This window comes from Mesorhizobium sp. M7A.F.Ca.US.014.04.1.1, from assembly GCF_003998745.1.
Taxonomy (GTDB): Bacteria; Pseudomonadota; Alphaproteobacteria; order Rhizobiales; family Rhizobiaceae; genus Mesorhizobium; species Mesorhizobium ciceri.
Genome location: NZ_RZRW01001136.1, coordinates 1 through 992, shown reverse-complemented (window position 1 = coordinate 992; position 992 = coordinate 1). Strand labels below are relative to the sequence as shown.

The following is a 992-nucleotide window of genomic DNA, read 5'->3' as shown; positions in this document are numbered from 1 at the left end:
ACTCTGAGCATCTAGGTCTGCTGCATCGAGTTCGAACGTCGCTTGCTACCACGACTTAGCGTCCGCGAATGGAATCTCGATGCCTGCCAAAATCAAGCGGCGCGAACGTCCCCTCCTGGCATGCGGGCCGCCTGTCTCTGCCGACCGAAATTTGGGCGCATTCCTGATCGACAGATCTGGGCCGGATAGACCGACAGCTAACGGGACGAGATCATCTAAAGCGGTCCTTCCGCTGTCGATGCCAAACGCGGATCTTGGAAGTGTGGGGTGCCAAGTGTCAACATCGTCATCCGCAGGGCGGGTCGGCGCTCCATGACATTGCTATCAGTCTGCGTGCCTACCAACGCTACGCAATCGCCTCGGTACGCGAGACCGTGCAGTCGATCGACGTGCCCCTTCATGGTGGCGAGCGGCGCTCGCGAGAAGCCAAAGCCCCAGACGCAGGTGGCAAACAGCTTCATCGTCTCACCTCACGCCCGGAACAGGTCGGTCACTCGGGCGAACGGCTGTCGTCGCTCAGAGTGATGGCGCGCCTTCTTGCGGATGATCTCCCCTAAGTCGAGCCGCCGATTGAGTGCGTGGTAGATGTCGGTTCCGTCCATCATGATCAAGCGGCGTGCGGTGAAGGCGTCGAAACTCTCGCCCGAGAAGCCGCCATACGAGACGTAGAGGCCCCTTGTCCAATCCGGGCGCTCAAGCAGCTTCCCCTGAAAGCCATGCAGCATCGCGGCATCGACCGGGCGCGTCTGCCACTTGGCCTCGACCAGATAGGTACTGCTGTCATGCTGGAACGAGCCGTCGATCTGCTCTCCAACAGTGCGGAAAGAGGCGTGGGCATCCAAGCCCCACATGTCGCACCAGCGTTTGAGAAAGCGCTCGAACGCGTAGCCCCGCTTCTGCGGCGCCTCGTCCATCGCAGTCATCGCCAGGAATTCCTGCTCCATAGCTGCGATTACGGCATCGCTCGGCCCCTTCGGCTCAGGCATCGGTGG

2 protein-coding genes are annotated in these 992 nt (G+C 61.2%); both read right to left on the bottom strand.

The window, feature by feature from the left end; translation table 11 throughout:
• Positions 1 to 215: 215 nt before the first annotated feature.
• Positions 216 to 461 carry a hypothetical protein gene (locus tag EOA22_RS38355; protein ID WP_063170759.1) on the bottom strand — a complete coding sequence of 82 codons (246 nt, stop codon included), beginning with the start codon at positions 459 to 461 and terminating at the stop codon, positions 216 to 218.
• A gap of 9 nt (positions 462 to 470) precedes the next feature.
• On the bottom strand, positions 471 to 992 hold a 522-nt coding region (locus EOA22_RS35090), incomplete at its 5' end, for a restriction endonuclease (RefSeq protein ID WP_348629523.1).

Bases quoted from the DNA above. Each gene is read 5' to 3' on its own strand.
- EOA22_RS38355 (WP_063170759.1), bottom strand. From the start codon at position 461: ATGAAGCTGTTTGCCACCTGCGTCTGGGGCTTTGGCTTCTCGCGAGCG.